This is a genomic window from Pseudomonas sp. CNPSo 3701 (assembly GCF_028674975.1).
In the GTDB taxonomy this organism is placed as follows: Bacteria; Pseudomonadota; Gammaproteobacteria; order Pseudomonadales; family Pseudomonadaceae; genus Aquipseudomonas; species Aquipseudomonas straminea.
Window position 1 is genome coordinate 679,538 of record NZ_JAQZSI010000001.1, and the last position, 26,311, is coordinate 705,848.

General features: G+C 64.6%; 20 protein-coding genes. 8 read left to right on the top strand and 12 right to left on the bottom strand.

Features of this window, described 5'->3' with window-relative positions; genetic code table 11:
- Nucleotides 1-14: 14 nt before the first annotated feature.
- The 4 genes from PVA39_RS03105 (at nt 15) to PVA39_RS03120 (ending at nt 5,492) form a co-directional block, all read left to right on the top strand.
- The gene (locus PVA39_RS03105; protein ID WP_274122782.1) at nt 15-1,280 is read left to right on the top strand and encodes an inorganic phosphate transporter; all 1,266 of its coding nucleotides are present in this window, start codon (nt 15-17) and stop codon (nt 1,278-1,280) included.
- Between the two features lie 246 nt (nt 1,281-1,526).
- Nucleotides 1,527-2,675 carry an acetylornithine deacetylase gene (gene argE, locus PVA39_RS03110; protein WP_274122783.1) on the top strand — a complete coding sequence of 383 codons (1,149 nt, stop codon included), beginning with the start codon at nt 1,527-1,529 and terminating at the stop codon, nt 2,673-2,675.
- A 117-nt stretch (nt 2,676-2,792) separates the two neighbouring features.
- Entirely contained in the window at nt 2,793-4,091 is a 1,299-nt protein-coding gene (gene argA / locus PVA39_RS03115) for an amino-acid N-acetyltransferase (RefSeq protein WP_274122784.1), read from the top strand.
- 165 nt (nt 4,092-4,256) lie between these two features.
- Nucleotides 4,257-5,492 (top strand): M20/M25/M40 family metallo-hydrolase, encoded by a 1,236-nt coding sequence (locus tag PVA39_RS03120; protein ID WP_274122786.1) that lies wholly within the window; start codon nt 4,257-4,259, stop codon nt 5,490-5,492.
- 45 nt (nt 5,493-5,537) lie between these two features.
- Here the strand turns inward: PVA39_RS03120 and trmA are convergent, their stop codons facing one another.
- Together trmA and PVA39_RS03130 are read right to left on the bottom strand one after the other, a co-directional pair.
- Nucleotides 5,538-6,632 carry a tRNA (uridine(54)-C5)-methyltransferase TrmA gene (gene trmA, locus PVA39_RS03125; protein WP_274122787.1) on the bottom strand — a complete coding sequence of 365 codons (1,095 nt, stop codon included), beginning with the start codon at nt 6,630-6,632 and terminating at the stop codon, nt 5,538-5,540.
- A 224-nt stretch (nt 6,633-6,856) separates the two neighbouring features.
- Nucleotides 6,857-8,146 (bottom strand): NCS2 family permease, encoded by a 1,290-nt coding sequence (locus tag PVA39_RS03130; RefSeq protein ID WP_274122788.1) that lies wholly within the window; start codon nt 8,144-8,146, stop codon nt 6,857-6,859.
- Between the two features lie 258 nt (nt 8,147-8,404).
- On the opposite strand from PVA39_RS03130, the gene PVA39_RS03135 reads away from it, so the two are divergent.
- Genes PVA39_RS03135 through PVA39_RS03145 form a run of 3 tightly spaced genes read left to right on the top strand, consistent with a single transcriptional unit; the run spans nt 8,405 to nt 13,341 of the window.
- Nucleotides 8,405-10,096: a molecular chaperone HscC gene (locus PVA39_RS03135; protein ID WP_274122789.1), complete on the top strand. Its 1,692-nt coding sequence runs from the start codon at nt 8,405-8,407 to the stop codon at nt 10,094-10,096.
- Between the two features lie 6 nt (nt 10,097-10,102).
- Nucleotides 10,103-11,626 carry a J domain-containing protein gene (locus PVA39_RS03140; RefSeq protein ID WP_274122790.1) on the top strand — a complete coding sequence of 508 codons (1,524 nt, stop codon included), beginning with the start codon at nt 10,103-10,105 and terminating at the stop codon, nt 11,624-11,626.
- The gene (locus PVA39_RS03145) at nt 11,620-13,341 is read left to right on the top strand and encodes a J domain-containing protein (RefSeq protein WP_274122792.1); all 1,722 of its coding nucleotides are present in this window, start codon (nt 11,620-11,622) and stop codon (nt 13,339-13,341) included. The genes PVA39_RS03140 and PVA39_RS03145 overlap by 7 nt, the downstream gene beginning before the upstream one ends.
- Before the next feature lie 34 nt (nt 13,342-13,375).
- Here the strand turns inward: PVA39_RS03145 and PVA39_RS03150 are convergent, their stop codons facing one another.
- From PVA39_RS03150 to PVA39_RS03175, 6 genes are all read right to left on the bottom strand, one after another.
- Entirely contained in the window at nt 13,376-14,617 is a 1,242-nt protein-coding gene (locus PVA39_RS03150) for an MFS transporter (protein ID WP_274122793.1), read from the bottom strand.
- 325 nt (nt 14,618-14,942) lie between these two features.
- Nucleotides 14,943-15,236 (bottom strand): hypothetical protein, encoded by a 294-nt coding sequence (locus PVA39_RS03155; RefSeq protein WP_093500177.1) that lies wholly within the window; start codon nt 15,234-15,236, stop codon nt 14,943-14,945.
- A 100-nt stretch (nt 15,237-15,336) separates the two neighbouring features.
- On the bottom strand, nt 15,337-17,466 hold the full coding sequence (locus tag PVA39_RS03160) for a response regulator (RefSeq protein ID WP_274122794.1): 2,130 nt from the start codon (nt 17,464-17,466) through the stop codon (nt 15,337-15,339).
- Nucleotides 17,467-17,537: 71 nt separating this feature from the next.
- A complete protein-coding gene (locus tag PVA39_RS03165; RefSeq protein ID WP_274122795.1) occupies nt 17,538-19,925 on the bottom strand; it encodes a hybrid sensor histidine kinase/response regulator in 2,388 nt (795 codons plus the stop codon).
- Between the two features lie 60 nt (nt 19,926-19,985).
- Nucleotides 19,986-20,468, bottom strand: a complete 483-nt coding sequence (locus tag PVA39_RS03170; protein ID WP_274122796.1) for a response regulator — start codon at nt 20,466-20,468, stop codon at nt 19,986-19,988.
- Nucleotides 20,469-20,484: 16 nt separating this feature from the next.
- Nucleotides 20,485-22,743, bottom strand: a complete 2,259-nt coding sequence (locus PVA39_RS03175; protein ID WP_274122797.1) for an ATP-binding protein — start codon at nt 22,741-22,743, stop codon at nt 20,485-20,487.
- 269 nt (nt 22,744-23,012) lie between these two features.
- On the opposite strand from PVA39_RS03175, the gene PVA39_RS03180 reads away from it, so the two are divergent.
- A complete protein-coding gene (locus tag PVA39_RS03180; protein ID WP_274122799.1) occupies nt 23,013-23,948 on the top strand; it encodes an SdiA-regulated domain-containing protein in 936 nt (311 codons plus the stop codon).
- Nucleotides 23,949-23,960: 12 nt separating this feature from the next.
- Here PVA39_RS03180 and PVA39_RS03185 read toward each other — a convergent pair whose 3' ends face one another.
- From PVA39_RS03185 to PVA39_RS03200, 4 genes are read right to left on the bottom strand one after another with little or no spacing between them, the layout of a single operon-like run.
- Entirely contained in the window at nt 23,961-24,524 is a 564-nt protein-coding gene (locus tag PVA39_RS03185; RefSeq protein ID WP_274122801.1) for a DUF4136 domain-containing protein, read from the bottom strand.
- 32 nt (nt 24,525-24,556) lie between these two features.
- Nucleotides 24,557-25,165 (bottom strand): DUF4136 domain-containing protein, encoded by a 609-nt coding sequence (locus PVA39_RS03190; RefSeq protein ID WP_274122802.1) that lies wholly within the window; start codon nt 25,163-25,165, stop codon nt 24,557-24,559.
- A gap of 25 nt (nt 25,166-25,190) precedes the next feature.
- Nucleotides 25,191-25,940 carry a methyltransferase domain-containing protein gene (locus tag PVA39_RS03195; RefSeq protein ID WP_274122803.1) on the bottom strand — a complete coding sequence of 250 codons (750 nt, stop codon included), beginning with the start codon at nt 25,938-25,940 and terminating at the stop codon, nt 25,191-25,193.
- A complete protein-coding gene (locus PVA39_RS03200; RefSeq protein ID WP_274122804.1) occupies nt 25,940-26,242 on the bottom strand; it encodes a MazG-like family protein in 303 nt (100 codons plus the stop codon). Before PVA39_RS03200 ends, PVA39_RS03195 begins: the two co-directional genes overlap by 1 nt.
- Nucleotides 26,243-26,311 lie beyond the last annotated feature (69 nt).

Consider the following 26,311-nt stretch of genomic DNA (forward strand, 5'->3'; position numbering starts at 1 on the left):
ACAGGTAATTCTCTATGTCTCTTGTCGCGGACTACGGTTTCGTACTCCTCGTGCTGGCCTGCTGCTTTGGTTTGTTCATGGCGTGGGGCGTTGGCGCCAATGATGTTTCCAATGCCATGGGTACGTCGGTGGGTGCCAAGGCACTGACCATCAAGCAGGCGATCCTGGTCGCCATGGTCTTCGAATTCTGCGGGGCCTACCTGGCGGGCGGCCAGGTCACCGAAACCATCAAGAACGGCATCGTCGACGCGGCGGTGATTCCTGCCGACATGTTCGTGCTGGGCATGATGGCCTCGCTGCTGTCCGCCGGTACCTGGCTGATGATCGCCTCCACCCGCGGCTGGCCGGTGTCGACCACTCACTCGATCGTCGGCGCGATCATCGGCTTCGCCTCGGTCAGCGTGTCGGTCGACGCGGTGAACTGGGGCGGCCTGGTGCCCATTGTCTCCAGCTGGGTGGTTACCCCGTTCATCTCCGGTCTGGTCGCATTCGGCCTGTTCATGAGCGTGCAGTGGCTGATCATCGACACCGAAGACCCGTTCCGCAACGCCAAGCGCTGGGTTCCGGTGTACATGTTCCTGACTGGCTTCATGCTGGCGCTGATGACCTTCACCAAGGGCCTCAAGCACGTCGGCCTGAACTTCACCACGAGCCAGAGCATCATGCTCTCCGCTGGCGTCGGCCTGCTGGTCGCCGGCCTCGGCGTGCTGTTGCTGCGCCGCATCAAACTCGACCCGGAGGCGGACAAGGATTTCCACTTCGCCAGCGTGGAGCGGGTATTCGCCGTGCTGATGATCTTCACCGCCTGCTCCATGGCCTTCGCCCACGGCGCCAGTGACGTCTCCAACGCAGTCGGCCCGCTGGCCGCGGTGGTTGGTGTGATCGAAGCCGGTGGCGACATGGTGATTGGCGGCAAATCCGCCGTACCGGGCTGGGTGCTACTGATGGGCGCCGTGGGTATCGTCATCGGTCTGGCCACCTACGGCTGGAAGGTGATCGCCACCATCGGCAAGGGCATCACCGAACTGACCCCAAGCCGCGGTTTCGCCGCCGAGCTGGCTACCGCCGCTACCGTGGTCGCCGCTTCGGGCATCGGCCTACCGGTTTCCACCACCCACACGCTGGTCGGTGCGGTACTTGGCATCGGCATGGCGCGGGGCATCGGTGCCCTCAACCTGGCCGTGGTCGGGCGCATCTTCACTTCCTGGGTGGTGACCCTGCCGATTGGTGCGGCGCTGGCGATCATTTATCTCGAAATCTTCATGCTGATCTTTTTGTGACCGTCTGACGGTCTGCTGCGCGTCGGCACTGCGGCGTTAAAAACAGGCTCGGAATGCTCATGTACAAAAGTACAGTCGCCCGCGACCCCGGCCGCTTCCTCGCCTGTTTTTGCGGGGCCGCCTAGGCCTTGCATTGCTCTAGCTCGCTAGACCTCGAATCACTCCGGCTGCTGGCAATTCTCTATTGGCGGTTCTCGCGGGCAACGCTTCGCTCTATGATGAGGCGACCGACCCGAGAGAGCCGCCATGTCATTTCTCCCCCTCAAGGATCGCTTCGCGGCGCTGATTGCCGTGCCATCGGTCAGTTGCACCCAGCCTGCCCTGGATCAGTCCAACCAGCCGGTCATCGACCTGTTGGCCAATTGGCTGAGCGAGTTGGGTTTCGCCTGCGAGAAACAGCAGATCGAGCCGGGCAAGTTCAACCTGATCGCCACCTACGGCAGCGGCCCGGGCGGCCTGGTGTTGGCCGGGCACAGCGATACCGTGCCGTTCGACGAGGCCTTGTGGCAGAGCGACCCGCTGAAACTCACCGACACCGGTGATCGCTGGGTTGGCCTGGGCGTTTGCGACATGAAGGGGTTCTTCGCGCTGATCATCGAGGCGGTGCAGACGCTGCTCGACCAGCCGTTCAGGCAGCCGCTGATCATCCTTGCTACCTGCGATGAAGAGAGTTCGATGGCCGGCGCCCGGGCGCTGGCCGAAGCCGGGCGGCCGCTGGGCCGCGCCGCGGTGATCGGCGAGCCCACCGGGCTCAAGCCGATCCGCCTGCACAAAGGCGTGATGATGGAGCGCATCGACATCCTCGGGCAGAGCGGCCACTCCTCCAATCCGGCCCTGGGCCGCAGTGCCCTGGATGCCATGCACGAGGTGATGGGCGAGCTGATGCAACTGCGCCGCCAGTGGCAGCAGGAGTACCGCAACCCGCAGTTCAGCGTGCCGCAGCCGACCCTTAACTTCGGTTGCATCCATGGCGGCGATAACCCCAACCGCATCTGTGGCCAATGCTCCCTGGAATTCGACCTGCGCCCGTTGCCGGGCATGCAGCCTGAAGCGCTGCGTGCGGCGATTCGCCAGAAGCTGCAGCCTTTGGCCGAGCGCCATGAAGTGAGCATCGACTTCGCGCCGCTGTTTCCCGCCGTGCCGCCCTACGAACAGCCCGCCGACGCCGAACTGGTGCGCCTGGCCGAACGGCTGACCGGGCATACCGCCCAGGCGGTGGCCTTCGGCACCGAGGCGCCGTATTTCCAGCAGCTGGGTTGTGAAACCCTGGTGCTCGGCCCTGGCGATATCGACTGCGCCCACCAGCCGGGCGAGTACCTGGATACCGACCGCCTGATCCCCACGGTGCAACTGCTGCGCCAACTGATTCAGCATTATTGCCTGAGCCCGCGCTGACATGAGGAGCATTTCGCTGATGCCATTGCGACGACGATAACGCACCGCGCCTGCCTGCGAGGCCAGCTGCCTCGCGCCCCTCGATGCTTCTTTCGTTTTCCAAGGGTTTCGCCGCACATGTACGACTACGTCAACTGGCTCCGCCACGCTTCGCCCTACATCAACGCCCACCGTGACTGCACCTTCGTGGTCATGCTGCCGGGCGAGGGCGTGGCCCATCCGAACTTCGGCAATATCGTCCACGACCTGGTGCTGCTGCACAGCCTCGGCGTACGCCTGGTGCTGGTGCACGGCTCGCGCCCGCAAATCGAGGCGCGCTTGGCGAGTCGCGGGCAACAGCCGGTCTATCACCGCGGCCTGCGGGTGACCGACGGCACCACCCTGGAGTGCGTGATCGACGCCGTCGGCCAGCTGCGCATCGCCATCGAGGCGCGGCTGTCGATGGATATCGCCGCCTCGCCGATGCAGGGCTCGCGGCTGCGGGTCAGCAGCGGCAACTACGTCACCGCGCGGCCCATCGGCGTGGTCGATGGCGTCGACTACCACCACACCGGCGAAGTGCGGCGCATCGATCGCAAGGGCATCAACCGCCAGCTCGACGAGCGTAATATCGTGCTGCTGTCGCCACTCGGCTATTCGCCCACCGGCGAGATATTTAACCTGGCCTGCGAAGACGTGGCCATGCGCGCGGCCACCGACCTGGCGGCCGACAAGCTGATCCTGTTCAGCAGCCAGCAGGGCCTGCTCGACGAGGACGGCAAGCTGATTCGCGAGCTGCGTCCGCAGCAGGTGCCGGCCCACGTGCAGCGCCTGGGCAGCGATTACCAGGGCGAGCTGCTGGATGCCGCCGCCCAGGCGTGTCGCGGCGGCGTCAAGCGCAGCCATATCGTCAGCTACACCGGCGACGGCTCGCTGCTCACCGAACTGTTCACCCGCGACGGTGGCGGCACCATGGTCGACCCCGAGCAGTTCGAGTCGCTGCGCGAGGCCGACATCAACGATGTCGGTGGGCTGATCGACCTGATCACCCCGCTGGAGGAGCAGGGCATCCTGGTGCGCCGTTCGCGGGAAGTGCTGGAGCGCGAGATCGGCCAGTTCAGCATCGTCGAGCGCGACGGCATGATCATCGCCTGTGCGGCGCTCTACCCGATTGCCGACTCCACCTGCGGCGAGTTGGCGTGCCTGGCGGTCAATCCGGAATATCGCCATGGCGGCCGTGGTGACGAACTGCTCGAACGCATCGAAGAGCGCGCCCGGGCCAAGGGCATCAACACCCTGTTCGTGCTCACCACGCGCACTGCCCACTGGTTCCGCGAGCGCGGCTTCGAGCCCAGCAGCGTCGACCGCCTGCCCGCCGCCCGTGCCTCGCTGTACAACTTCCAGCGCAATTCGAAGATCTTCGAAAAGAGCCTCTGATCCGTAGCCAGCTTCGAGCGTGTCGCCACCCAGGGTGAGTTTCATCTTGTTTAGCGGCGCGTGGGATAATTCAGTGGCGCAGTGACCTTGATCGACGCCATCGGGTGGCGCGGCGGCCCATCTTGGTCAAGGCTGCAAGAACACCCTCTCGATAAAGGACTGCGCATGCCCATTCGACGCTCACCGATCACTGCCGCCCTCGCGCTCTCATTGCTGTCTCTTTCCGCAGTCGCCGCCGACCTCGCACCCGAGGCGCTGCTCAAGAAAGCCCAAGCTGAACAGAAGCCCTACCTCGCGACCGTCGAGCAACTGGTCAACGTCGATACCGGCACCGGTCAGGAGCCGGGGCTGAAGACTGTCAGCGCCCTGCTGGTCGAGCGGCTCAAGGCGCTCGGCGCCAAGGTCGAGACCAGCCCGGCCAGCCCGTCGGCGGGCGACAACATCGTCGGCACCTTCAAGGGCACCGGCAGTAAATCCTTCCTGCTGATGGTTCACTACGACACCGTGTTCCTGCCGGGCACGGCCGCCAAACGGCCGTTCAAGGTAGAGGGCGAGCGCGCCTATGGCCCCGGCGTGGCGGATGCCAAGGGTGGCGTGGCGATGATCCTGCATGCGCTGAAGCTGCTGCAGGACGACAAGTTCGACGGTTTCGGTACGCTGACCGTGCTGTTCAACCCGGACGAGGAAACCGGCTCCGCCGGCTCGAAGACCATCATCGCCGAATTGGCCCGTCAGCATGACTACGTGTTCTCGTACGAGCCGCCAGACAAGGATGCCGTGACCGTCGCCACCAACGGCATCAACGGCGTGATGCTTGAGGTCAAAGGCAAGTCCTCCCACGCGGGTTCGGCGCCGGAGGCCGGGCGCAATGCGGCGATGGAGCTGGCGCACCAGATGTTGCAGCTCAAGGACCTGGGCGATCCGGCCAAGGGCACCACGGTCAACTGGACGATGGTCAAGGCCGGCGACAAGCGCAACATCATCCCCTCGAGCGCTTTGGCCGAGGCCGACATGCGCTACTCGGACCTGAGCGAAAGCGACCGCGTGCTGGCCGATGCGCAGCGCCTGGTGGAGAAAAAGCTGATCGACGATACCCAAGTCACGGTACGGCTCGAGAAGGGGCGCCCGCCGCTGGCGAAGAATGCCGCATCCGAGCGACTGGCCAAGGACGCCCAGGCGCTCTACGCCAGGATCGATCGCAAGATCGAGCCGATCGCCATGCGCTTCGGCACTGATGCCGGCTACGCCTATGTGCCGGGCAGCGACAAGCCGGCGGTGTTGGAAACCATGGGCGTGGTGGGCGCCGGCCTGCATGCCGATGACGAGTACATCGAGCTGTCGAGCATCGCGCCGCGGCTCTACCTCACGGTGGCGCTGATTCGCCAGCTATCGGCGCAGTAGCGTGACGGCAGCGCGAGCCATGTGCTCGCGCTGCATCTCGGTTTTCTAGCGGCGTACCAGCAGCACACCCGACTCCATGTGATGCGTATAGGGGAACTGGTCGAACAGCGCGCAGCGCTCGATGCGGTGGGTGTCGTGCAACTGGGCGATGTTCTGCGCCAGGGTTTCCGGGTTGCAGGAGATGTACAGGATGCGCTCGAAGCGGCGGGTCAGCTCGCAGGTGTCCGGGTCCATGCCGGCGCGCGGCGGGTCGACGAATACGCTGCCGAAGTCGTAGCTCTTCAGGTCGACATCGGCCAGGCGGCGGAACGGGCGCACGTCATTCAGCGCCTCGGTCAGCTCCTCGGCGGACAGTCGTACCAGGGTGACGTTGTCGATCTCGTTGTCGGCCAGGTTGGCCAGGGCGGCGTTGACCGAGGTCTTGCTGATCTCGGTGGCCAGCACCTTGCGCACGCGGGTGGCCAGCGGCAGGGTGAAGTTGCCGTTACCGCAATACAGCTCCAGCAGGTCGTCGTCGCGCTGGCCCAGTACGTCGTAGGCCCAGCCCAGCATCTTCTGGCACACCTCGCCGTTGGGTTGGGTGAAGGCGCCCTCCGGCTGGCGATAGCGGAAGGTACGGCCGGCGACCTGCAGCTCCTCTTCCACATACGGACGACCGACCACGATGCGTTTGCCCTTCGAGCGGCCGACCAGGCTGACCTGCAGTTCTTCGGCGAGCTGAGTGGCGGCGGCTTCCCAGGCGTCATCGAGTGGGCGGTGGTAGCACAGGGTAATCAGCGCATCGCCGGTCAGGGTGGTCAGGAACTCGACCTGGAACAGCTTGAAGCCCAGCGCCGGGCTGGCCTGCCAGGCGGCCTTGAGGCGCGGCATCAGCTCGTTGATGCGCAGGCTGGCGATGGGGAAGTCTTCGAAGAAGATCGGGCTGTGCTTGTCGCCGGCCTCGAACATCGCGTAGTGACGGTTCTCGCTACCGGCCTCGCGCCACAGGCGGAATTCGGTGCGCAGGCGGTAGTACTCGCGCGGCGACTCGAACACCTCGGGCTCAGGCGCGGCGAACGGCGCGAGCAGTTCGACCAGGCGGGCCTTCTTCTCGGCGAGTTGGGCGTCGTAGGCGGCGGGGTCGAATGCGGGACGGCTCATCGGTCACTCGTGCGGCAGGAAAACGGGGCGCCATTGTAGCGATTCCGCTGCCGGCGTGCCGGTGTCGTCGATTATTGGTGGGGCGGGGAGGATCATGAACGACCTGTGGGAGCGGGCCATGCCCGCGAATCGCACGCATGGCGCGCTCCCACAATGACAGGTCTAAAACGCCGTCGCGTATGGGTGGGCCGGGCGGCGATCCGATTCAGCCCACTAGCGAACGTTTAGAACAATGCCAGCTTGATCACGCAGAAAATGGCCAGCGCGACGAGCATGCCATTGAGCTCGCGGAACCGCCCGGCCAGGGTCTTGGCAGCGACCCAGGTGATGAAGCCGAAGGCGATGCCAGTGGCGATGGAGTAGGTCAGCGGCATGGCCAGGGCGGTGACCACCACGGGCGCGGCGACGGTGATGTCGCTCCACTCGATCTCGGCCATGCCCGAAGCCATCAGCACGGCCACGAACAGCAGCGCCGGGGCGGTGGCGAAGGCCGGCACGCTGCCGGCCAGCGGGGCGAAGAACAGGGCGAACAGGAACAGCACGGCAACCACGATGGAGGTCAGGCCGGTGCGCCCGCCAGCGCTGACGCCCGCTGCGGATTCGATATAGCTGGTGGTGGTGCTGGTACCCAGCAGCGAACCGCCCAGAGCGGCGGTGCTGTCGGCGATCAGCGCACGGCCCATCTTCGGCAAGTGGCCGTCCTTGCGCATCAGGCCGGCCTTCTTGGCCACGGCGATCAGGGTGCCGGAGTTGTCGAACAGGTCGACGAACAGGAAGGCGAAGATCACGCTGATCAGGCTCACATCCAGCGCGCCGGCGATATCCAGCTGCAGGAAGGTCGGTGCCAGCGACGGCGGCATCGACACCACGCCGCCGAACTGGCTGACGCCGAGCAGGATGCTCAGGGTAGTGACCACCAGGATGCTGATCAGCACCGCGCCGGTCACACGTAGCGCTTCCAGGCCGATGATCAGGAAGAAACCGAGGATCGCCAGCAGCGCGGCGGGCGAGCCGAGGTTGCCGAGGCCGACCATGGTCGCCGGGTTGGCCGCGACGATACCGGCGTTCTGCAGGGCGATCAGCGCCAGGAACAGGCCGATGCCGGCGGCGATGGCCGAGCGCAGCTCCAGCGGGATGCTGTTGATGATCCACTCGCGGATCTTGAAGATCGACAGCAGGAAGAACAGGCATGCCGACAGGAATACCGCACCGAGGGCGACCTGCCAGGTGTGGCCCATGCCGAGCACCACGGTGTAGGTGAAGAAGGCGTTGAGGCCCATGCCCGGTGCCAGGGCGATCGGGTAGTTGGCGATCAGGCCCATGACCACCGAGCCGAAGGCCGCGGCCAGGCAGGAGGCGACGAACACCGCGCCTTTGTCCATGCCGGTTTCGCCGAGGATGCTCGGGTTGACGAACAGGATGTAGGCCATGGTCAGGAAGGTCGTGACGCCCGCGAGTATTTCGGTGCGCACGTTGGTGTTGTGTGCGTTGAGTTGGAACAGTCTTTCCAGCATGCGGAGCTCCGATGGCAGCGAACGCGCGTTGAAGTGTGCAGAGCGCAAGCAAAGCACTTCACGTGCCATTTCGCCTTGCCGATCCGCGAAAGCGCGGCATCATAGCAGCCCACCCCAGGCCGCGGCAGCCGTCTCTGTCGGCAAGTTGGCAAAGCGCGGGAAACCTCCTTTACCCGGCCTTGTCAGAGCGCTCTAATATCGCCCCGCCCGGCGCCTGATGCGCCGTGAGCTGGCACGCACAGGGAGGCTGCAACGCACATGATCATCGGAATCGACCTCGGCACTACCAACAGTCTGGTCGCCGTCTGGGACGGCGAAGCGGCGCATCTGGTGCCCAATGCCCTGGGCCGCCTGCTGACGCCCAGCGTGGTCGGCCTGGACGACCACGACCAGCTGGTGGTCGGCGACATCGCCCGCGAGCGTCTGCAGACCCATCCGCACCTCACCGCCGCGCTGTTCAAGCGGCACATGGGCAGCGCCCAGAGCACCCGCCTGGGTTCGCGTTCGTTCCGTCCGGAAGAGTTGTCGGCCATGGTGCTGCGCAGCCTCAAGGAAGATGTCGAGCGTGCCTACGGCCAGCCGGTCACCGAGGCGGTGATCAGCGTGCCCGCCTATTTCAGTGACGCCCAGCGCAAGGCCACGCGCATCGCCGGCGAGCTGGCGGGCCTGAAGGTCGAGAAGCTGATCAACGAACCCACCGCCGCGGCCCTGGCTTACGGCCTGCACCAGAAGGGCGAGGCGACCTTTCTGGTCTTCGACCTGGGCGGCGGTACTTTCGACGTGTCGGTGCTGGAACTGTTCGAGGGCGTCATGGAAGTGCGCGCCAGTGCCGGCGACAACTTCCTCGGTGGCGAGGACTTCGACGATGTTCTGGTCGCCCACTTCCTCGCTGCCATGAACGGCCAGGGTCTGCCCGACCACCAGCAGCCGGCAATCCATCAGCGCCTGCGTCGCGAGGCTCAGCGCGTGCGTCACGCCCTCGGGCAACAGCCGGAGGCGAGCTTCCAGCTGCGTGACGATGGCCGCGAATGGACGCTGCCAGTGAGCCAGGACAAGCTGCTGAGCATCTGCGAACCCTTGCTCGAACGTCTGCGCGCGCCCATCGAGCGGGCCCTACGTGATGCGCGCATCAAGGTCGCCGACCTCGACGAAGTGCTGCTGGTCGGTGGCACCACGCGCATGCCGCTGGTGCGCAAGCTGGTGGCCAGCCTCTTCGGGCGCTTCCCGGCCATGCACCTGAACCCCGACGAAGTGATCGCCCAGGGCGCCGCCATCCAGGCGGCGCTCAAGGCCCGCGATGCTACGCTCGAAGAGGTGGTGCTTACCGATGTCTGCCCGTACAGCCTGGGCGTGGAGATCAGCAAGCAGGTGGGTACCCAGCAGCAGAGCGGCCATTACATGCCGATCATCGAGCGCAACTGCGTGGTGCCGGTCAGCCGCGTGCAGAGCGTGTACACCCTGCATGACAACCAGAAGCAGGTCAGCGTACGCATCTACCAGGGCGAGAGCCGCCTGGTGGCCAACAATATCTTTCTCGGCGAGCTGGAGGTGGCCGTACCGCCGCGCCCGGCTGGTGAAGTGTCGCTGGATATTCGTTTCACCTATGACATCAACGGCCTGCTCGAAGCCCAGGTGGACACGCCGCTGACCGGCGAAAGCCACCGCCTGGTGATCGAGAACAACCCCGGCGTACTCACCCCCGCGGAAATCGCCGAGCGCTTCGCCGCCCTGGAGGCGCTCAAGGTTCACCCGCGCGACCAGCAGGTCAACAGCGCTCTGATGGCGCGCCTGGAGCGCCTGTATCAGGAATGCCTGGGCGATTTGCGTGAACACGTCGGCCAGCTGGCCGCGCATTTCGCCGCGATCCTCGAAGGCCAGGACGAACGGCAGATCCGCGAAACCCGAGGCGAGCTCACCGCTCGCCTGGACGCCATCGAGCAGGGGTACTGATCGTTTATGAATCCCTGGACGCTGCTTGGCCTGGACGCCGACGCCGATACCCGCAGCATCAAGCGCCGCTACGCGCAGTTGCTCAAACAGCACCGCCCCGACGAGGACCCCGAAGCCTTCCAGCGCCTGCGCGAAGCCTACGAGCAGGCGCTGGCCCATGCTGCGGCCCAGGATCAGCCCTGGGGCGACGGTGCCGAGCAAGGGCCAGCGCCTACGTTAGTGGTACCGGACGAGCCGGTTGTGGCGGTCGCCGCCGAACAGCCGGCACACGCGCGCATCGAGCAGCTGCTGCAGGCCAGCGAGTCGCTGGACGCTGCCCTGCAGCAGGCCCGCGAGCAGGGGCTGGAAACCGATCTGCAGCGTCACCTGCTGGCGCGCTGCGCCACGCTTGACGAAGAGGGGCTGAACACCCTGCGCTGGGGCATGCAGCGCTTGCAGTGGCTGTCACCCTGGCAGGCCGACTACCTGCCGCGCAGCCACTCGGAGGCCCTGGCCGCGCGCCTGTTGGCGCTGGAGCTGGAAACCCTGCAGCATCGCTTGCAGGCCGGCGAGGAGCGCGCCGTATTCGACGCCGCCACCAGGCTGCTGGCCAGCGACTGGCTGCAATCGTTCGACCGCCGCCAGCAGTTGCAGGACGGCATGATCTGGATGCTCGAGGTCACCGATCACTGGTCGGGTGGGTTGTTCGAACGCCTGTGCCGGCTGTTCGGCTGGAACGAGGACACCGGTGAGCTGCCGTGCTCCGTGGAGCGCTGGAACTGGCTGTGCTGGCGCTGCGAGCGCCACGCCGCGGGCCAGCGCCTGTTGCAGCAGCTGAAGCTGGACTGGCCGCTGCGCACCGAGGAACGTGCCGCTTGGTTGCTGCTCAAGCCCATGAGCGAGCGTGATGCACGGCAGTTGGTCGACCGCTTCGACGCCGAAGACTGGCAGGCCTGCGACGCGCTGGAGCATATGCTCACCGAGCGCTACCCCGAGCTGCCGGAGCAGCTCGGCCTGCAGTTCGACGAGGACTGGCGGCGCTGGAAACCGCGCCAATGGACGGTGCCGGCCACGGTCTACGCCTGGCTCCTGCTGTTCACCGCCATGTTCGCCACCTCGTTGCAGGATGCGCAAATGTCGGTGTACCTGGAGCGGTCGGGCGGCTATCTCGGCCTGGGCTTCAAGGACCTGCTGATCAGCGTCGGGATAGTCGCCTGGATGGTGATTGTGTCGCGTGGCTGGAGCCGACTGGCGCGTTACCTGACGCGCCTCGACGTGCCGCTGAGTCGCCTGCTGCTGCCGGCCACCTGGCGTGATGCGGGTGCCGGCATGCTGGTGCTGCGCCATGGCCTGCCGGCGGCGTTGTTCGCGCTGATCGTCGCTGGCTTCGCCCCGAGCCTGATTTCCGACTGGGTCGTGTTCGGCGCGGCCTTGGCGCTCGAAGTGCTGTTTCTCGGCCTGGTCGGTAGCCGCCGCATGCCCTGGCCGCGCTGGTCGCTGTGGCGCACCGGCGCCTTCAAGGTCGACTACAGCAAGAAGGCCGAATGGTGAGCCCCTGGGAACTGCTCGGCCTGGAAGCCGGGGCCGACACCCGCAGCATCAAGCGCCGCTACGCGCAACTGCTCAAACAGACCCGACCGGATGAAGACCCCGAGGCGTTTCAGCGGCTGCGTGAGGCCTATGAGTGGGCGTTGGATTGGGCGCAGCGTTCTCCGGATGTAGACGCACCTGTTGCGCTCGACGAGTCTGTTACGCCAGTGCCGTTTAGCGATGCACAACAACCGATTGCGTCGTTGGCTGAGATCCAGCAGAACGACGATCGGGCGTGGGTTGCCGCTCTGTTGGACAGCTGCACTTCGCTTGATGACGCACTGTTCCAGGCACGCGAGGCCGGGCAGCAGCGGGTATTCGAACTGGAGCTGCTGCGCCGCGCTCAACTGCCTGGCGACCAGGCTGATGAAACCGTGCGCTGGGCCATGGCTCATCTGAACTGGCTAACGCCGTGGCAGGCCGATTATCTGCCGATAGCGGCGATGAGCGCTCCGGCCGAGCGCCTGCTCAATGCCGAACTGTGGAAATGGCATTCGCAACTGGAGGATGGGCAGGAGCAGGCGGTGCTCGAGTCAATCAGGCAGTTGAAGCAGCAGCCCTGGGTGCAGCCATTTGATCGCAGCAGTTATCTGCAGCAAGGCGTGCTGGGCTTGCTTGAAAGTAACCTTGGCTGGTCGCTGAACTTCTTCGATGAAACTTGCCGTCTGTTCGACTGGGACGAAGCACGTGGCCAGCTGCCTTGTGACGACTTGCGTTGGGAACTGCTCTGCTCACGTAGCGCCTCCATGGCCTTACGTGCCGAGTTGAGTTATTCGTTGAGCCAAGAACCACCCGTATCCCCGTCGTCACGTGCCGCCTGGTTGCTGCTAAAACCGATGCGTGAAGGCAAACGGCGCGAGCTGGTGGATGGTTTCAAGGATGCCGACTGGCAGGCGTGCGAAGCGCTGGCCTTGCGCCTTGAGCGACATGGCGATGCGGTGGATGATCAGGGCTTGGTCTATCTGCAGCAGTGGCGGGATTGGCATCCTGGTAGTGGTTGGAATCAGCTATATCTGCTGCTCTGGCTTGGCCTGTGCCTGGTGCTGCTTGTGTTGAGCAGCGGTGCGTCCGAAAGCCCAAAGGATCTCGCCATATCAGTAGGCGTTGTGGCAACCGCCAGTGCCGCTTTCGTCTTCGTGTTCCGGTTGCTTGCCAAGGCCTGGAACAGGCTAGCCAGCTGGTGTGTGGTTATTGATGTCGGTATCAGCCGGCGGCTGATACCGGAGCGTTGGATACGTGGCGGCAGTGGTCTGCTGTTGCTGAGGCATATCGTGCCCAGTGCCGCGTTTGCCGCACTGACGGCTAACTGGCCGGCTAGTCCCATCGCGTCCACAGTGCTGGCGTTGACGACGTTCATCCTGTGCGTGCAGTTCCTTGATGTGGCATCGCGCGGCCGAGCTCCGGCTGCGTGGTTAATCCTTGCCTGGCGTCTGTTGGCCCCGCTGGGCAAGCAGATTTTGATTTGGATAGTGATCCTCGTGATGGCCTTCGTTTTGTCGAAAATGATCATCGCGTCGAAGCATAAGGAGCGGGAGGCACAGGCCCTGCAGCCTTCATCGCTTTTGGCTGCTTGTAAGATTCTTGGCTACACGAGCCGCGAAGAGTGTATGCATCCCGGCAGGGCGAGCAAGGCTCGGCGCAGCTCAGGTGAAACGCCTTCGCAAACGCAGGACTAGGGTGCCGTTGCTGAATCAAACTCCCGCTATCTGGCTAGGACGCTTTTTCATCCCCCACTAACGGGTCACGAATCCGATCCCGGTTCGATAGTGCCGGGAACAGCTTGATCCACAGCAGGCTGATGCCGATGGCGCCGAAACCGCCGATCAGCACGGCCGGCACGGTGCCGAACCAGGCGGCGCTGACGCCGGCGCGGAAGTCGCCGAGCTGGTTGGAAGCGCCGATGAACAGGCTGTTCACCGCGCCGACCCGGCCGCGCATGTCATCGGGCGTCTGCAGTTGCACGAAGGCGCCGCGGATCACCATGCTGACCATATCGGCGGCGCCGAGCAGCACCAGATTCGCCAGGCTGAACCACAGCGAGGTGGACAGGCCGAAGCCGATGGTCGCCACGCCGAAGATCGCCACCGAGCCGAGAATCACCGGGCCGACCCGCCGCTCGATGGGGTGGCGCGCCAGGTAGATCGACATCAGCAGCGCGCCTACCGCCGGTGCCGAACGCAACAGACCCAGGCCCCAGGGGCCGGTGAGCAGGATGTCCTTGGCGAATACCGGCAGCAGCGCGGTGGCACCGCCGAGCAGCACGGCGAACATGTCCATGGAGATGGCGCCGAATACTTCCGGGCGGCTGCGGATGAAGCGGAAACCGGCCAGCAGCGACTCCACGGAAATCTTCTGCTTCAGCGGCTTCTGTTGCGATGGCAGGCTGAGCATCATGCCCACGGCGATCAGGTACAGCACCAACGCCGGGCCATACACCCAGGCCGGCGCCACGGCGTAGAGCACGCCGCCCAGGGCGGGGGAGACGATGGTCGCGGTCTGCATCGCCGAGCTGGACGCGGCCACGGCTGCCGGAAACAGGCCCGGCGGCACGATGTTCGGCAGCAGTGCCTGAGTCGTCGGCATTTCGAAAGCCCGCGCGGTGCCCATCATGAAGGCGATGACGAAGATCATCTCGCGGGTCAGGCTGCCTGTGCTGCTGCCGACCAGCAGGGTGATGGCGACGATGGCCTGGCCGCACTGGCACAGCGCGGCGACCTTGCGGCGGTCGAAGCGGTCGGCGACGTGGCCGGTCAGCAGGATGAAGAGAATCTTGGGCAGGAATTCGACGAGGCCGACAAGGCCCAGGTCGAGCACGTTGCCGGTGAGGCTGTACATCTGCCAGCCAATGGCCACGGTGAGCATCTGGAAGCCGCTGGCGGTGAATACTCTGGCCAGCCAGAAGCGGATGAAGGGCATGTGGTGACGCAGCAGCAACTGGCCGTGGGCAGACATTGGAGTACTTAGGCGACTAACGAAGGCCGCTCAGCCTAGCACGTCCGCTGTAACATTTGGATGCAGGTTGTCTGATGACTTCAACTCATCAGCGCTGCCCACGACGTGGCACCTAGAAGCTGTCCATTATCTTTATGCCCAGGTCGACTTTGGCGGCTGAGTGGCGGAAGCGAGCACTGCTCTTTTGTGGGAGCGGCTTTAGCCGCGAGCTCTTTGTTTGCCTTGATAAAAAGCTCGGGGCTGAAGCCCCTCCTACGAATCGCCGGCTGGCTGCTTCTGCCTTGTAGTTGCCGTTTCATGCACATGCAAGACTTTGAACCGGCTCTTAGTGAATCAACCCGCTGAGCAGCCACAGACCCAGCAGCAGCCAGATCAGCCCACCGATCACCGAGCCGCGCATGAACGAGCGTACCGCGCTGTACAGCAGGATCAGCCCCAGAAGCAGCACGGCAATACTGAGCAGCGACGGGGTAACGCCGAGGGCGCCGGACAGGCCGTCGATAAAGCTGGATACCGCGCCGGCGAGCGCGCCGAATACGCCGCTCAGAGCGTCGACGATAAAGCGGATGAACGAGCCGAATGCCTCGCCCAGTGATTCGAAAAAGCCTTCTACGCGCATGCAGGGATTCCTGAGTAACGACAAGGCGTCAAGCGCCAGGGTGCTGACTATTGAGCCGTTGCGGTGAGGCGGAGTTCCCGGATTCTGCGGCTGGCGCCATTCACGTGCCTAGCATGGCCTTGAGCTTGGCGGCCAGAGAGTCGAAAGAGAATGGCTTGGCGATCATGTCCATGCCGTCACCCAGGTAGCCGTCTCGCAGCTCGGCGCCCTCGGCGTAGCCAGTGGCGAACAGCACCTTGAGGCCCGGCTGGCGCTGCCGAGCGGCGTCGGCGAGCTGGCGGCCGTTCATGCCCGGCAGGCCGACATCGGTGAGCAGCAGGTCGAGTGGTGCGTGCTGCTCCAGGAGGCCCAGGGCACTCTGTGCGTCACTGGCCTGGATCAGCTGGTAGCCGAGTTCTTCGAGCACTTCGATCATCAGCATGCGCACCACCTGATCGTCTTCCACCACCAGGATGCGCTCGCCGGTGCCGCGCGGTGCGTCACGTCGGGCATCGGCCTGCTGCGCGGTAGGTGCCTCGGGCAGACGCGGCAGATAGAGATCCAGGGTGGTGCCGTGGCCGACCTGGCTTTCCAGGTGCAGGTAGCCGCCAGTCTGCTTGACGAAGCCATAGACCATCGACAGGCCCAGGCCGGTGCCCTGGCCAATGGGCTTGGTGGTGAAGAACGGCTCGAAGGCGTGGCGGATGATTTCCTCCGGCATGCCGCAGCCGGTGTCGCTGACCGACAGCAACAGGTAGTCGCCAGGCGGTACCTGATGGTTGTGCGCCTCACTTTCGCCAAGCTGGGTGTTGCGGGTTCCGATGTGCAGTTTGCCACCGTCGGGCATGGCGTCGCGGGCATTGATGGCCAGGTTGATCAGCGCATTTTCCAACTGGTGGCCGTCGCTGCGGGTCGGCCATAGATCGTCGGCCAGGTCGATTTCGAGGGCGATCTGCTCGCCCAAGGTGCGCACCAGCAGTTCTTCGAGGGCACATACCAGAGCGTTGACCTCCACCGGGCGCATGTCCAGTGACTGGCGGCGGGCGAAGGCCAGCAAGCGGTGGGTCAGCGAGGCGCCGCGGTTGGCGGAGGCGATGGCCGCGTCGACGAATCGGGCCAACTGCGGGTGCTCATCTGACGGCAGCTTGCGCTGGATCAGCTCCAGGCTGCCGAGGATGCCGGCCAGCAGGTTGTTGAAGTCATGGGCGATGCCGCCGGTGAGTTGGCCGATGGCTTCCATCTTCTGCGCCTGGCGCAACTGTTCCTCGGCCTGGATGCGCTGCAATACGGCCTCGCTGACCCGCTCTTCCAGGGTTTGGGTCAACTGGCGCAGCACCAGTTCAGTGCGCTTGCGCTCATCGATATTCGTCAGCACGCCAGGAAAACGCAGCGGCTTGCCATCGGCGCCCAGTTCACAGCGGCCGTTGGCCTCGATCCATTGATAACTGCCGTCCGCCTGGCGCACGCGGTATTCGGAGCGGTAGGTGCCACCGGTAGCGATCGTGCGTTCGATCTCTGCACGCACCGCGGGGCGGTCCTTTGGGTGAATGGCAGCCATCACCTGGTCCAGGGCTATGCCTCTGGCGGCCTGCTGCGGGTCGGCGGCGAAGGCGCGGGCGAAGCGTTCGTCACCCGTGACCCGGTCATCCGGAATGTCCCACACCCAGGTGCCGAGGACCGCGCCGGCGTCGAGCGCCAGTTCGATACGCTCCTTGGCGCTGCGCAGCTCTGCCTCGGCCTGGGTGCGCTGCTCGATGGCGACCACCTGGCGGGTGGTCTCCACCACGATGCACATCATGCCGTGGGAGTGGCCGGTGCTATCGAGCAGCGGGTTGTAGTAGAGGTTCATCCAGGCATCTTCCTGCAGGCCGGGGCGGCGCAGCGGCAGGTAGAGGTTTTCCTGGCACATGGAGCGACCGCTCAGGCCCATGGCAATTACATGGCGGTTCCATTCGGCGATCTCCGGCCAGGCCTCTTCGGCCGGCAGGCCAAAGATTCCCGGGTGGCGCTGGCCAGCGAATGCCGCGTAGGCGTCGTTGTAGATCAGCACACCGCGCTCGCCACACAGCAGCACGATAGGTGTCGGCGAGGAAAGGATCAGCTGCGTGGTGCTGACCAGCACATCCGGCCACTGCGCGATGGGGCCGAGGACGGTGGCGGCCCAGTCGAAGCGGCGGATGAGCTCGACCGTGCCGCCGGTCTGGCCGGCGAACAGGCTGGATGGGGAGAGTGTGGGGGGCGTCGCGGACATTGGTCTGGGGAGCCTATCCTGGCGAGAGGGCCGCTGCGGCGACCCGCTTGCAGGCCGTGGCGTAGCTGGGTTCAGGGTTTGTCGTTGGCGAAGGCGTGCTGCAGTTTTTCCGCCAGTTCGTCACTGCGATAAGGCTTCTGCACGATAAAGGCTTCATCGGCATCCAGCCCGCCAATCTCGGCATAACCGGTGACGAACACCACCGGCAGCTCTGGGTAGCGGCGTCGCACCGCCTGGGCCAGTTCGGCGCCGTTCATGCCCGGCATGGCAAAGTCGGCAAGCAGCAGGTCGATGTCGTCATCGAGCTTGGCCAAGGCATCCATGCCGCTGTGCGCCTCGCGCACCTGATAGCCCAGTGCATCAAGGGTTAGGGCGGTAACTTCGCGAACCCGCGGGTCATCGTCGACCAGCAGGATGGTGCGCTGGTCTCCCGGCTCGGCGACCGGCCGCGGTTGGCTGGACACCTGCTCCTCGGGTTGTACCACGTTGCGCAAACCCGGCAGGTAGACCTTGACCGTAGTGCCCATGCCCATTTTGGTAAGAATGCGTGCGCCGCCGCCGGACTGCTTGGCGAAACCGAACACCTGGGCCAGGCCGAGGCCCGAGCCCTTGCCGATCTCCTTGGTGGTGAAGAACGGCTCGAAAGCCTTGGCCAGCACCGCTTCGCTCATACCGCTACCGGAATCCTGCACCGACAGCACCACGTAGTCGCCGGGCTCCGGATCTTCCGGGCGCCTGGGCATTTCGCTGATCACCTCGTTACTGGTGCTCAGGCGCAGGGTGCCGCCGACACCCATGGCGTCGCGGGCGTTGATCGCCAGGTTGAGGATGATCAGCTCGATCTGCGTCGGGTCGACCCGGGCGTGCCACAGGTCTGGCTCGGTGGCGGTCTCGATCAGCACGCTGCCACCCAGGGTGCTCTTCAGCAGTTCGAGCATGCCCTGCACAGTTTCACCGAGATTGACGGCCTCCGGCACCAGGCGCTGGCGCCGCGAGAAGGCCAGTAGCTGAGCGGTCAACTTGGCGCCGCGCTCGCCGGCATCGGTGATGTTCTGCAGACGGCCGCGGGCTTTGTCCAGGTTGCCCTTTTCCAGGTCGCGGATCAGGAAGCTGGTACTGGTCAGCACCACCGTCAGCAGATTGTTGAAGTCGTGGGCTACGCCTGCGGTGAGCTGGCCGACTGCTTCAAGACGCTGCATCTGCTGCAGGGTCGCTTCAACGCGCTCGCGTTCGGCGATCTGCTCGCGGAGTTGCTGGTTGGTTGCGGCCAGTTCCTCGACCACCGCTCGCTCATGAGTGATGTCGCGCACGGTGGCGTACAGCAGGTCGTCATCGCGTACCACGATCCACGACAGCCAGTGGTAGTCGCCGTTGGCGTGGCGCATGCGGTTGACGAAACGCACCGAGACGTTATCCGAGGTCACCCGTTCGATGTGCGCTTGTGTGTCCTGCTGGTCGTCGGTATGTACCAGTTCCCACAGCGGGCCTTGGGTGAGTTGCTGGCGTGTCCAGCCCAGAGTTTGTTCCCAGGCGGGGTTCAGGGCGCTGGAGCGCATGTCGAAACGCAACACGGCGAGCAGGTCACGGGACAGCTCCCAGTTACGGTCGCGCTCGCGGGTACGCTTCTCGACGCGCTCGCCGAGCACGTCGTTGAGGCGCAGCAGAGCTTCGTTGGCCTGCTTCTGTTCGGTGATGTCGTGCAGCACGCCAAGAAAACGGGTGCACTGGCCATCGTCGAAGAACGCCTGGCCGCGCGCGGAAATCCAGCGTTTGCTGCCATTGCTCAGGGGCAGGCGGAATTCGGCCTGGAACTCGTTGCCGCTGTCGGTGGCCAGCGCCTCGTTGACCCGCTGGCGCAACTGGGCGCGGTCGTCCTCGTGGCAACGGCCGAGGAACAGCTCCATGCTGACGTTGGCATCCGGCTCCAGCTCATAGAGGGTGCGGCAGCGTTCGTCCCAGATCAGCGTATCGGTGGCCGGCACGTAATCCCACATACCCATGCGCGCGGCACCTATGGCCAGGCGGGCACGGGCTTCGACGGCCTGCAGGGTGTCTTCCACCCGGCGGCGCTCTTCGCGTTCGTTGACCTCGGCCATGGCGCGGTCGATGGCCTTGGGCAGAAAGGGCAGGTTCTGCTTGAGCACGTAGTCGACGGCGCCCAGGCGCATCATCTCCACCGCATGTTCTTCGCCGAACATGCCGGACAGGAAGATGAACGGAGTCTGCGGCGCCAGGCGGCGCGCCACTTCCAGCGCCTGGGCGCCGGACGAGCCGGGGAGCAGGTAGTCGGAAATGATCAGGTCGAAGCGCTCGTTCTGCAGCGCGCGCTCCGCCGCTTCGTGGTCATAGACCAGAGTGCTGTCGACCACCAGGCCATTGCGTTCGAGTGCAAGCAGGGCCAGCTCCGCGTCATGCGGGCTGTCTTCGATGAACAGCAGTTTGAGAGGCACAAGCGGCATGGAAAGGTCGTCGATTACGGTCTGTGGTAGGCCTGGGGGGCACGCAGGTGATGCGGGCGATCAGTTGTCATCGGCAGGCTCGTCGTCCTTGGAGCGGCGCTGCAGGCGCATGGAGCCGGGTGGCGGCTCATTGAGCACCGCCCAGAACACCCCAAGGTCGGAAATGGCCGACACGAAAGCCTTGAATTCGACAGGTTTGACCACGTAGGCGTTCACGTTCAATTCGTAGGCACGCTGCAGGTCCGGGCCCTCCCGGGACGAGGTGAGCATGACGATCGGCATGCTGCGTAGCTCGGGCGAGTCGCGCACCACCTTGAGTACTTCCAGGCCGTCGACCTTGGGCAACTTGAGATCGAGCATCATGATCGCCGGGTTGCCGGGCAGGCGATCGGCATGGTCGCCACGGCGGAACAGGTAGTCCAGCGCCTCGGCACCGTCACGCATGACGATCACGTCGTTGGCCAGCTGGCTGCGTTCCAGTGCGATCAGGGTCAACTCCAGATCGTGTGGATTGTCTTCGACCAGCAGAATGGGTTTGAGCATTAAAGTCCTCGGCCCGTCATGAAATGGCGGGGTGGTGGCGTTTGGGTAACGCGAAATAGAAAGTGGCGCCCTGATTGATCTTGCCCTCGGCCCAGACGCGTCCGTCATGGCGCTCGATTATACGTCGTACGCTGGCCAGGCCGATGCCGGTACCCTCGAACTCCTCCATGCGGTGCAGGCGCTGGAACACACCGAACAGCTTGTCCACGTATTCCATATTGAAGCCCACACCGTTGTCACGCACAAAGACGATCACTTCATCGTCCTTCTGCTCGGCGCCGACCACGATGACTGCCGGGTCGCGTTCACGGCTGTACTTGATGGCGTTGGCCAGGAGGTTACGCAGGGCCAGGTGTAGGAAGGCGGCATCGGCCACTACTCGCGGCAGCGGCTGGATATGCCATTCCAGATTTCGACTCTGGTAATCGGGTTTCATTTCCTCGCGGATTGCTTCGACCAGCGCGTGCAGGTTCACGTCCGTGAAACGCAGCGCCGAGCGGCCCATCTGCGAGAAGCTCAGCAGATTGTCCACCAGGGTGCCGGCAAAGCGCGCCGACTCGGTGATGTGCTCAAGAAAGCGTACACCGCGTTCGGACAGCTTGGTGCCTTCGAAATCCGCCAGCAGCTCGGCGTAGCCGGCGATATGCCGCAAAGGCGCGCGCAGGTCGTGGGATACGCTGTAGGAGAATGCTTCCAGCTCCTTGTTGCTCTTCTTCAGATCATTGGCCAGTTGGGCCATTTCCTCGGCCTTGCGCAGCACGATACCGAGTACCGCGTTGCGCAGCTCCAGAGCGCTTTCCGGCTCTTGGGGATGCCAGGGCGTGGAGAAGCCGCTGATTACCTCCTGCCAGCTCGCGAAGCTGTTACGCGGGCTGAGCATGCCGCTGGGGCTGATCTCTTTCTCGGGCTTGCCAGCCCACTTCACGACGCGTTTCTGCTCCGGCTTGAACCAGATCAGGTAGTGCGAGTGGATTTCCGAGATGGCCACTGCCAGCAGGCCACCAATGTGTTCGCTCAGCCGAGGCAGCTCGGGAATGTCGCGGCCGACGTTGTCGGTCTGAAACAGGTCTTCACCCGTACGTTCTTCCAGCCAGTGCACCAGCGCATTGACCTGATCGCGCGGCGGTGTCTGGCCGATCAGATCGCAGTGCGAGGCGGAGATGATCGCCGCGCCGCTGGCCTGGGCGAACTCCAGCAAGGTCTCGGGCAATGCCAGTAGGCCTTCGCTGACGCTGTCGCGGTCGGCCATCGACGAGAGCATCTGCACGATATGGCGGCGCAGCTGCAGCAGATGCTGGGTGCGGGCGTGGGCGGTCTTCGCCTCGATTTGCAGCGACAGCATGCGCCCCAGCAGCTCGCAGGCAGTACGGGTCTGGAAGCCGACCGGGCGGGCGCTGGCGTGGTGGCAGGAAATCAGCCCCCACAACTGGCCTTCGACCACGATGGAAATCGACATCGAGGCGATGGTTTGCATGTTGCGCATGTATTGCAGATGTACGGGCGAGACACTGCGTAGGGTCGCGTAGCTCAGGTCCAGCGGCTTGCCGGTCAGCGGATTGCAAGCCGGGCGCAACGGCGAGGGCTGGTAATTGGCATCCTCGATTACCCGGATGCGGTTGGCCACGTACAGCTGACGGGCCTGGTGCGGGATGTCCGAGGCTGGGAAGCTCAGACCCTTGTAGCTGGGGTAACCCTCGTCAAGGCATTCGGCGAGCACCAGACCATTGCCTTCGGAGTCGAAGTTGTAGATTTTCACCCGGCCGAAGCCTGTAAGGCGCTTGACCTCAGCCACCGACAGGCGGCACAACTCGTCGATGTCATCGGCACCCTGCAGGTGGCCGATAAAGGTGCGCACCATTGGGTACAGGGTGTTGTAGGCAGTCACCACGTTGCTGGTGGGCTCGAACTCGGCGATCAGCACCTGATCGAAGCGGTGAGCGACCATGGCGGTCAGCTCACTGCGGCGCTTGCCCTCGCGAAAACGCACGTCGCCTATATGGAAAGGCGTGGTGTCGTCGTCTGACAGTTGGGCGAGGCGCTCGGCCAGAACGGCGCCGTCTTCGAGCAGCTCGTCCAGGTGCATGCCCAGCAACTGGTCGGACTCGAGACCCAGCCAATCGGCGACGTTCTCGCTCACTTGCAGCACCTTGAGCGCCTGCTCGTCGAACACCATCAGAAAGCCCTGCGGCTGGATGCTGCCCGGGATGTGGATAGGTTCCTTCGCGCAGTTGGCGATCGCGGTGCTCAAGTCGATGCTGGTATCACTGGACGCCAAGATGATCTCCTCCGGTTCCAGACCGATCGACGGCGGTCTGGTCTTGTGGGTGCCATGTCTGCAATGGCGGGCGCTTTCGTCTGTGCACATTCTTGCGGCAGTCTGCACGGACTTTAGCGCCGGGTAAACCGTCATCCATGCCAACCGCCGGGCGGCAGGCCGCGAGGAACTTTGCCTAGATGCTTGCCTCTGAATGCCGCCTGGCTCACCCTGCGATTGCAACATTATCCAGGCATGCTCAGTTCGCTCCCCCAAACCCGAGAATTTTCATGATAGCTGCCATCAAGCAGGCCTTCTCCCGTCTGCCTCTTGTGCGCCCTAGAGTCTGGGCGCTGTTGTCGATCCTGCTGCTGGCGGGCTATCAGATGCATGCGCTGCACCTGGATGACCGGCTGTATTACTGGCTGACCACGCCAGCGGCCTCCCAGGCCGCGCCTGGCAGCCTGACTGGTCGCGAATATAAGGTGCAGGTCAACGCCCGGCCGGTTGCCGGCGTCGACGACAACCTCTCCGGCATCACCTACGACGATCAGCGCGATCAGCTATGGGCAGTGGTCAATAACCCGTCGGAGCTGTTGGCAATGAGCCGGGACGGTGAGGTGACGGCGCGTTACCCGCTGAGTGGCTTCAGCGATGTCGAGGATGTGACCTATCTGGGTGACGGCCAGTTGTTGTTCGTCGAGGAGCGCGAGCAGCGGCTGGTGGTGGTGCCGGTGCCCACGCAGGCTGGCGCGCTGTTTCGCGAAGAACACCGTTCGCTGACCTTGGGCATTGGGCGCGACGGCAATCAGGGCTTCGAAGGGATTGCTTATGACCGGGCCGGTGATCGGCTGTTCGTGGCCAAGGAGCATTCGCCGATGAAGCTCTACGAAGTACGTGGCCTCAAGCACAGCATGCAGGGCGACTTCGGCCTGGAGATCATCGACCAAGACGAGTGGATTCGTGATTCGGTGTTCGCCACCGATCTCTCCGCCGCGCACTTCGACGAGCGCACCGGGCATCTGGTGCTGCTCAGCGACGAGTCGAAGCGGGTCATGGAACTCGATGGCAATAGCGGCAAACTGATTGGCTACCGCACCCTGGACAGCGACTTCGCAGGTCTCGGCAAGGCCGTGCCCCATGGTGAGGGCATGACCTTCGATGAACGCGGCAACCTGTATATCGTCAGCGAGCCCAATCTGTTCTATCGCTTCAACCGCATTTGAAGCTTTTTTGCATCAGCGCGGCGGGTACTGGCTGAGCACGCGGGCGACGGTTTCGCGCACCTCGGCCTCGCGCTGCGCGGGGTTGCCCGAGCTGTCACGCACGATGCGCTCATCGCTGCCTCGCCATACCAGCTTGCCATCCTTGCCATCGAACAGGTCGACCTGCACGGTCGCCACCTTGTAGTCGATGGTGCGGGTTTCGTTGTAGGCCGGGCCGCCCCAATATGGGCCCCAGTAACCACCGAAACCGCCGCCGAAGCCGCTGCTCACCTGCTGCTGGCGGTCATCGACGACCAGCCACACCTGAACCTTCAGATCGCCCTTGGCACCCACTGCCGCCGGGCGCAGACCGCGCTGGTCGAGCTGATCGGCCACGGCGCTGCGCAGGCGCTGTTCGGTGAGGTCGCTGCGGATGCGCGGGTCGTCGGGCTTGTACTGCACCGCTGGCTCCTGCCAGATCCAGCTGCGGTACGCAGCGAAATCGCGGCTGGCGTCGAAGTCGCGGTTGATCTGCTGGCTCTGGCAGGCGCCGAGCAACAGCAGTATGGGAATCAGTAGCAGAGGCAGGCGGCGCATCGGTTTTCTCCTGAATCCATCGATAAATAGGTTCATGCCGGCGGGTACTCGCCGAGGGCGTCACTGACAGCTTTGCGCAGGGCGTCGGCACGTTCGGCCTGGCTGCCGCTGCTGCGCATCTCGGCCTGGCCGCTCCATATCTGCTCGCCGCTGCGGCCGTCGAAGAAATCGATGCGCACCACCACGACCTCCTCTTCATAGGTGCGGGTCAGCGGTACGCGGGCCCCCACGCCGACGCCGTTGCCGTAATAACCACGGTTGCCGAAGTCGCCGCCGTAGTAAGGATCGTAGCTGTCGGCCACCTGGCGAACGCGGCGCTCCAGGCGGGTGTCGGTGCGTACCTTGAGGTCGGCGGCAGCGCTGCCCTGGGCCGGACGCAGGCCGCGCTGGTCGAGGGCATTGTTGAGGGCGTCCTGCACCAGGTCGGCGCTGGCCCAGGCGCTGCCGGCCGGGCGCTGTTGCCAGGCCCAGCTGCGGTAGGCTGCGTAGTCGCGCGGTGCGGTGGGGTAGGCACTGCGATCGAAATGGTTGGCTGCGCCCGGTGGCGCGGGGGGCAGGGGCACCGAGTCGGTGGTGTACGGGTTGTGGCTCTGGCAGGCGGCCAGGGCAGTGGTGAACAGCAGCAGCGCAAAGCGTTTCATGGCGTCTCTCCTGGCAGAGCAGGGTTCAGCGTGGCCGGCAGATCCAGTGCAGGTAGCGTCCGAGACCGGCGAAGGCCGGGTGGCGGCGGTGCGCCAGCTCCATTTCCAGCAGGTCGGCAAGCTGCGCCTTGGCCTGGAAATCCCGCGGCATGTAGTCGTGGAAAACCCGTACGCCGCTCCTGTGTTCGACCTGCCAATGGGTGGCAAGTTGCGATTCCAGCTCCCGCGGGTCGAGAGGGCGCTGGGGCGTCAGGCTTTGCTTTTCACCGGCGAATTCGTCCTTGCGCAGTTTGCGCAGGTGGCCCTTGAGCAGGTTGCGGTAGATCAGCGCGTCCTTGTTGTAGAACGCCAGGGACAGCCAGCCATCGGCGTCGGTCAGGCCCTGCAGGGCCGGGAGGATGGCGGCCGGCTCGGCCAGCCATTCGAGCACCGCGTGGCAGATGACCAGGTCGAAGGGCGTCTCGAAACGGCCGGGCAAATCCTGCCAGGGCGCGTGGATGAACGTGGCGGCCACGCCAGCCTGGGCGAAGCGCTCTCGGGCGCCGGCGAGCATGGGTTCGGCGGGTTCGGCCAGGGTGACGTGATGACCGCGTTCGGCCAGCCACAGCGCCATATGGCCCAGGCCTGCACCGACATCGAGTACCCGCAGCGGGCGTTCGGGCAAGGCTTCGGCGAGGTCGGCCTGCAATACCGCGAGGCGGATCGCACCTTTGGCACCGCCGTAGATCTTCTCAGCGAAGCGGGTTGCCAGTTCATCGAAGTGTCGGTCGCTCATCAGGCGAACCGCCGTTCGCTGTCGGCCAGCTTGGCGCGGACCACCTGATCCATGTCCAGGCTCAGCTCGCTGCACAGGAGCAGCAGGTAGAGCACCACGTCACCGATTTCCTGGCCGGCATGCTCGAGCTTGTCTGCCGGCAGCGTGCGCGACTGGTCTTCGCTGAGCCACTGGAAGATTTCCACCAGTTCGGCCATCTCCACGCTGGCGGCCATGGCCAGGTTCTTCGGGGCATGGAATTGGCGCCAGTCGTTGCGATCACGAATGGCATGCAGGCGGGCGGTGAGTTCGGCGATGTTCATGCGGCGTCTCGGAGGCAGAGGCCGCACATTCTTTCACGGGCGCCGAGCGCCGTCCAAAGGCTCGCAAGA